The sequence below is a fragment of the Pseudomonas sp. M47T1 genome, from assembly GCF_000263855.1.
In the GTDB taxonomy this organism is placed as follows: Bacteria; Pseudomonadota; Gammaproteobacteria; order Pseudomonadales; family Pseudomonadaceae; genus Aquipseudomonas.
On record NZ_AJWX01000016.1, the window covers coordinates 150554 to 157671 of the forward strand.

General features: G+C 63.7%; 6 protein-coding genes. All 6 read left to right on the forward strand.

All coding sequences use genetic code 11. From position 1 onward, the window contains the following. Positions 1-157 precede the first annotated feature (157 nt). On the forward strand, positions 158-1987 hold the full coding sequence (gene edd, locus PMM47T1_RS17675; protein WP_008371373.1) for a phosphogluconate dehydratase: 1830 nt from the start codon (positions 158-160) through the stop codon (positions 1985-1987). After that, complete coding sequence (locus PMM47T1_RS17680) at positions 1984-2940, forward strand: glucokinase (RefSeq protein WP_008371375.1); 957 nt, start codon at positions 1984-1986, stop codon at positions 2938-2940. Before edd ends, PMM47T1_RS17680 begins: the two co-directional genes overlap by 4 nt. A gap of 63 nt (positions 2941-3003) precedes the next feature. Continuing rightward, complete coding sequence (locus tag PMM47T1_RS17685) at positions 3004-3723, forward strand: response regulator (protein ID WP_008371377.1); 720 nt, start codon at positions 3004-3006, stop codon at positions 3721-3723. A gap of 31 nt (positions 3724-3754) precedes the next feature. Next, complete coding sequence (locus PMM47T1_RS17690; RefSeq protein WP_008371379.1) at positions 3755-5155, forward strand: sensor histidine kinase; 1401 nt, start codon at positions 3755-3757, stop codon at positions 5153-5155. Between the two features lie 555 nt (positions 5156-5710). Further along, entirely contained in the window at positions 5711-5977 is a 267-nt protein-coding gene (locus PMM47T1_RS17695; RefSeq protein WP_008371381.1) for a DUF3077 domain-containing protein, read from the forward strand. Positions 5978-6199: 222 nt separating this feature from the next. Beyond that, the coding region (gene tssI, locus PMM47T1_RS17700) for a type VI secretion system tip protein TssI/VgrG (RefSeq protein ID WP_008371382.1) at positions 6200-7118 on the forward strand (919 nt) is incomplete at its 3' end.

Sequence of the window (7118 nt, forward strand, 5' to 3'; positions counted from 1 at the left end):
AGCCTTTTTGGTGGCAATATTTTGTTTTATCTACAACGAGTGACCGGCGCGGCTGTTCCTGTTGATCAAAAGCAAGCCTTTGCACTGAGCCTAGGCGGCAGATGGGATAATGGGAAATTCGGTGCAGCGGTTACCCCCATAGCCTGGAGTTCTTCACATGCATCCCCGCGTTCTAGAGGTTACCCAACGGCTGATTGACCGCAGCCGCGCGACGCGCGAGCGTTACCTGCAACTGATCCGCGGGGCTGCCAGTGATGGCCCTATGCGCGCCAAGCTGCAATGCGCCAACTTCGCCCACGGTGTGGCCGGGTGCGGCACCGAAGACAAGAACGCGCTGCGGATGATGAACTCCGCCAACGTCGCCATCGTGTCGTCCTATAACGATATGCTGTCGGCGCACCAGCCCTATGAAACCTACCCCGAGCAGCTCAAGCAGGCCCTGCGCGAGATTGGCTCGGTAGGCCAGTTCGCCGGCGGCGTGCCGGCCATGTGTGACGGTGTCACCCAGGGTGAGCCGGGCATGGAACTGGGCATTGCCAGCCGTGAAGTGATTGCCATGTCCACCGCCGTGGCGCTGTCGCACAACATGTTCGACGCCGCGCTGATGCTGGGCATCTGCGACAAGATCGTGCCGGGCCTGATGATGGGCGCCCTGCGTTTCGGCCATCTGCCGATGATCTTTGTACCGGGCGGGCCGATGCCGTCGGGCATTTCCAACAAGGAAAAAGCCGACGTGCGCCAGCGTTACGCCGAAGGCAAGGCCAGCCGCGCAGAGCTGCTGGAGTCGGAGATGAAGTCCTACCACAGCCCGGGCACCTGCACCTTCTACGGCACCGCCAACACCAACCAGTTGCTGATGGAAGTAATGGGCCTGCACCTGCCGGGCGCCTCTTTCGTCAACCCGAACACGCCATTGCGCGATGCGCTTACCGTGGAAGCTGCGCACCAGGTCACCCGCATGACCAAGGCCAGCGGCGCCAGCTTCATGCCCATCGGCGAGATCGTCGACGAGAAGTCGCTGGTCAACTCCATTGTCGCCCTGCACGCCACCGGTGGTTCCACCAACCACACGCTGCACATGCCGGCCATCGCCATGGCCGCGGGCATCATCCTCACCTGGCAGGACATGGCCGACCTTTCCGAAGTGGTGCCAACCCTGTCCCACGTGTATCCGAACGGCAAGGCCGACATCAACCACTTCCAGGCTGCGGGCGGCATGTCGTTCCTGGTGCGTGAGCTGCTGGCCGCAGGCCTGCTGCACGAAGACGTCAACACCGTGGCCGGCCATGGCCTGAGCCGCTACACCCAGGAACCGTTTCTGGATAACGGCAAGCTGGTATGGCGCGAAGGCCCAGTGGACAGCCTGGACGAGAACATCCTGCGCCCGGTGGCCCGTGCGTTTTCCCCTGAAGGCGGCCTGCGCGTGATGGAAGGCAACCTGGGCCGTGGCGTGATGAAAGTCTCCGCCGTGGCCCCTGAGCACCAGGTGGTCGAGGCCCCGGCGCGGGTGTTCGAAGACCAGCAAGACCTGGCCGATGCCTTCAAGGCCGGCGAGCTGGAATGCAATTTCGTCGCTGTGATGCGTTTCCAGGGCCCGCGTTCCAACGGCATGCCCGAGCTGCACAAGATGACCCCCTTCCTGGGGGTGCTTCAGGACCGTGGCTACAAGGTGGCGCTGGTGACCGACGGGCGCATGTCGGGCGCGTCGGGCAAGATCCCGGCGGCCATCCATGTGTGCCCGGAAGCCTTTGATGGCGGCGCGCTGGCCAGAGTGCGCGACGGTGATATGATTCGTGTCGATGGCGTCAAGGGCACCCTGGAGGTGCTGGTAGACGCCGCCGAATTCGCCGCGCGCACGCCTGCCGTCGGCCAGCTGGCCAATGCCGTGGGTTGCGGTCGCGAGCTGTTCGGTTTCATGCGACTGGCCTTCAGCTCGGCGGAGCAGGGCGCCAGCGCCTTCACGTCCGGCCTGGAGATTCTCAAATGAAGCTCGCCCTTGTTGGCGATATTGGCGGTACCAACGCGCGTTTCGCGTTGTGGGAAGACAACAACCTGCACTCTGTACGGGTATTCCCTACCGCGGACTACACCAGCCCCGAGCAAGCCATTGGCGTCTACCTCAAGGACCTGGGCCATGAGCGCGGGGCCATTGGCGCCGTGTGCCTGGCCGTGGCCGGCCCGGTCAGTGGTGATGAATTCCGTTTCACCAACAGCCACTGGCGCCTGAGCCGCAAGGCGTTCTGCGAAACCTTGCAGGTAGAGCACTTGTTGCTGGTGAACGACTTCACCGCCATGGCCCTGGGCATGACGCGCCTGGAAGACGGCGAATTCAAGACCGTTTGCCCTGGCGTGCCCGACCTTGAGCGCGCAGCGGTAGTGATTGGCCCAGGCACCGGCCTGGGTGTGGGCACCCTGCTGAACCTGGGCGACGAGCGCTACATGGCGTTGCCGGGTGAAGGCGGTCATGTGGACTTGCCGGTGGGCAATGCCCGTGAAGCGCAGTTGCGCCAGCACATTCAGAACGAGATCGGCCACGTCAGCGCCGAGACCATTCTCAGCGGTGGCGGCCTGCTGCGCCTGTATCAGGCTATCTGCGCGGTCGACGGCCACCCGGCAAGCCTGGCAACGCCTGCGGCCATCACCTCGGCCGGCCTGGCCGGCGACCCGGTGGCCCTGGCCACCATCGAGCAGTTCTGTCGCTTCCTGGGCCGTGTGGCCGGCAACAACGTGCTCACTGTTGGCGGTCGAGGCGGCGTGTACATTGTGGGTGGGGTGATCCCGCGTTTCCTGGAATTGTTCCTGGCCAGCGGCTTCGCCGACAGCTTCGCCGACAAGGGTTGCATGAGCGAATACTTCCAGGGCATTCCCGTGTGGGTTGTGACTGCCGAGTTCTCGGGGCTGATTGGTGCAGGTGTGGCCTTGCAGCAAGCACGGGGGTAGGCGTTTAATCTGCGTTTATTGATCGGGCGCCTCGACCCGACGCTGGACACAAGGACGCAGCACGTGACCACTGCCGGCAAAACGATTCTGCTGGTCGACGACGACCAGGAAATCCGCGAACTGTTGGACACCTACCTCACCCGCGCGGGCTTCACCGTCCGCACCACGGGTGACGGCCAGCAATTTCGCCAAGCCTTGAACGAAGCGCCGGCGGACCTGGCCATCCTCGACGTCATGCTGCCCGACGAGGACGGCTTCAGCCTGTGCCGCTGGGTGCGCCAGCACCCCCGCCAGGCGCAGATGCCGATCATCATGCTCACGGCCAGTTCCGACGAGGCCGACCGGGTCATCGGCCTGGAGCTGGGCGCCGACGATTACCTGGGCAAACCCTTCAGCCCCCGCGAGTTGCAGGCGCGCATCAAGGCGCTGCTGCGACGGGCGCAGTTTGGCCAGGAGCGTTCGGGTGAAATCATGGCATTCGACGACTGGCGCCTGGACATGATCAGCCATCGGCTGTTCCACACCGACGGCGAGGAAGTGTTCCTGTCGGGGGCCGATTTCGCCCTGCTCAAGCTGTTTCTCGACAATCCCCAGCAGATCCTCGACCGCGACACCATCGGCAACGCCACCCGTGGCCGCGACCTGATGCCCCTGGACCGTATTGTCGACATGGCCGTGAGCCGCCTGCGCCAGCGCTTGCGCGACACCGACAAACCGCCGCGGCTGATCCGCACCGTGCGTGGCAGTGGTTACTTGCTGGCGGCCAACGTTGTCACGGCTTAACCGGCTGGTGCCACGCTCGCTGCTGGGGCGCATGCTGCTGCTGACTCTGCTGGTGGTGCTGCTGGCGCAGGCATTGTCCAGCCTGATCTGGGTGTCGCAATTGCGCGCCACCCAGCTTGAAGGGTTGGTCACCAGCGCCCGCAGCCTGGCCCATTCAATGTCGGCCAGCGTCAGCTACTTCCGCTCCCTGCCGCTGGCTTACCGGCCTATGGTGCTGGACCAGCTGCGCAGCATGGGCGGCACGCGCTTCGTGGTGTCGCTTAACGACAAGCCCCTGGACATGCGCGTACTGGAGGCCACGCCGCGCAAGGCGGCGGTGATCAACGCCGTGGACGAAGTGCTGCACGAGCGCCTGGGCTCGCAGATGGACATCTCGGTGGAGTTCGTCAGCCCCCAGGACCTGCGCATCTTCAACAGCGGCCTGGCGCTGGATGAGTTGCCGCGGTCCTGGGCGCACTATTCGCTGACCCTTGAACCGGTGAACCCGCCGGTGCTCGTGACCCAGATCCGCCTGGGCGAGGGCGAATGGCTGTACATCGCCTCGCTGTTGCCCGAGCCCTACACCAGCCTTGAAGAAGAAGGCCTGCCGGCTCAGCAATGGTGGTTCATCCTGCTCACCAGCTCGTTCCTGTTGCTGTTCATCGGCCTGTTGGTGCACTGGCAAAGCCGGCCCCTCAAGCGTCTGGCACGGGCTGCCCGCGAGCTGTCGCTGGGGGCTGAGCCCGAAGAGCCGGAGGTGGAGGGCGGTGGCAGCGAAGTCATCGAAGTGAGCCGCGCTTTCACCGCCATGCGCGGGCGCATCAGCCGCTACCTGACCGAGCGCAGCCAGCTGTTCAGCGCCATCTCCCACGACCTGCGCACGCCCATCACGCGCCTGCGCCTGCGCGTGGAACTGCTGGAAGACGAGGCCCTGGCGGCCAAGTTCGGCCGCGACCTGGACGAGCTGGAACTGCTGGTCAAGGGCGCGCTGCAATGCGTGAAAGACACCGACATTCACGAAAACATCGAACCGGTGGACCTCAACCACGTGCTGGACTGCCTGATCGAGCCCTTCGTGGCCCCCGAAGGCAACGGCCAGGTCACCCTGCAAGGCGGCGCCTGGAAGCCCTACCCAGGCAAGCCGCTGGCGCTCAAGCGCTGCATGGGCAACCTGATCGACAACGCCCTGAAATACGGCGAGCGGGCGCACCTGTTCGTCGAAGACAACGCCAAGGCTTTCATCCTCCACGTCGACGACGAAGGCCCCGGCGTGCCGGCCCTGCGCCTGGAAAAAGTCTTCGAACCGCACTTTCGCCTGTCCAGCAACCAGCAGGGGTACGGCTTGGGGCTGGGCATCGCACGCAACATCGCGCACAGCCATGGCGGCGAAGTCAGCCTGCAGAACCTGCCTGAGCGTGGGTTGCGGGTGACCCTGTACCTGCCTCGCACGTAGCGGCTACAGGCCTGGCTTGAGATCGCATGAGGGCGCACAGGTGCATGGCGTTGTTGTTCTGGCGCCCTTGAGATCGAGCGCCGTCCGCACGGCGCTTCGCCGCCTCACGCGCAAGCCCGCTCCCACGTTTGTTTCGGGCCAATTATGTCTGGGCCATCACCTGGTCCGCGTTGTTTGTTCACTGCGGATTTGTGTTGGTGCACCAAGGCGAACCAGGTGATGCCACAGGCAAAACTGGCCCGAAACGTGGGACCGGGCTTGCGCGCGAGGCGGGAAGCGCCGCGTGGGCGGCGCTCGATCTCAAGAACACCAAAAAACCCAAGACATGCACCTCTAAAACCCACCGCCGATCGATTGACCTACACTCCCTCGATCCCTATCCTCCACCCCGTCACGGCACACCCGTGATGGGGTTTGACGGCTCCGATTTATCACTAAGAAACACCGCATGCTGCATTCGATGGCGGCTGCGTGTGAGGGCACCTTCGCGTGCGCCGGTTTTCTTGGTGACCGGGCCGTGTGGGTGATCTATTGATCAATCACAGAGTACAAGCCATGCAAGACGAAACAATGCTTCTTACGCAGCATCTTCCCTTCTGCCCAACCGCCAACGGCGTCCCGCTATTCAGCGTTCAGCCGGGCATCCCCGTGCATGAAGCCTTGGCCCAGGCCAGCGTGTTTTTCGGTTGTGCCGAACTGCTGGCCGCTGAGAATTGTGATGCGGACCTGCAGCTAAGCCGCTCGCTTGGGGTGGTCACGGCTCAATTAGTGCAGTTGGGGAAAGCGTTAGTGGATGCCTCAATCGACAGGCTCGAAGCGTAGCGATAACTGCGAATCTGCTCTTGGTGGGGAGCAGATTCGCCCTCAAACCCCCAAAATATTCCTGTTACAAAATCGTCCAGCCCTTGCCAACCGTGGCCTGCACCCCATGTGCGCAAAAAGTTGCGCACTTTCTTTGATGTTAAGATCCGCGCCCCGCGCAGGAAGCTCTGGATCCAACACCTCCCTGCCCGTTCAACACCCGCAGCACCGAGAGGACACGGAATGTTCGCACCCGCGGATCAGACCCAATTCAGCATCACCTTCGACGGCCTGGAAAGCGACTTCCAGGTCCTCGCGTTCACCGGCATCGAGGGCATCAGCCAACCCTACCGCTTCGAGATCGACCTGGTCAGCGAGCGGCCCGACGTGGACATCGAAACCTTCCTGCACCAGCAGGCGTTCTTCGCCCTGGACGCCAACGGCAGCGGCATTCACGGCCAGGTCTACCAGATCGCCCAGGGCGACAACGGCAAGCGCCTGCACCGCTACAAGGTGGTGCTGACACCGCAACTGGTTTACCTGGCACACCGCATCAACCAGCGCATCTACCAGCAGATGAGCGCGCCGAAGATCATCGCCCTGATCCTCGAAGAACACGGCATCCTCGGCAACGCCTACCAGTTCCAACTGAGCGCACCCTGCCCGGACCGCGACTACTGCGTGCAGTACGACGAATCCGACCTGCACTTCGTCCAGCGCCTGTGCGAAGAAGAAGGTATCCACTACCACTTCGAGCACAGCAACGACGGCCACCTGTTGGTGTTCGGCGACGACCAGACCTTTTTTCCCAAGCTGGACGCGCCCACTTCCTACGTGCAGGACACCGGCATGACCGCCGACAATCCGGTCATCAAACGCTTCAGCGTGCGCGTGGAAACCCGTACCAGCCGCGTTACCCGTCGCGACCATGACTTCCAGAAGCCGCGCCTGGACCTGGAATCGGCCTACAGGCCCAGCACCCAAAGCGCTGCCGAACCCGACCTGGAAGACTACGACTACCCCGGCCGCTTCACCGACCGCACCCGCGGCAAGCAGCTGAGCCAACGCGCCCTGGAACGCCACCGCGCCGACTATCGCCTGGCCGAAGGCCGCAGCGACCAAACCACCCTGGTCAGCGGCCACTTCCTGCCCCTGGCCGACC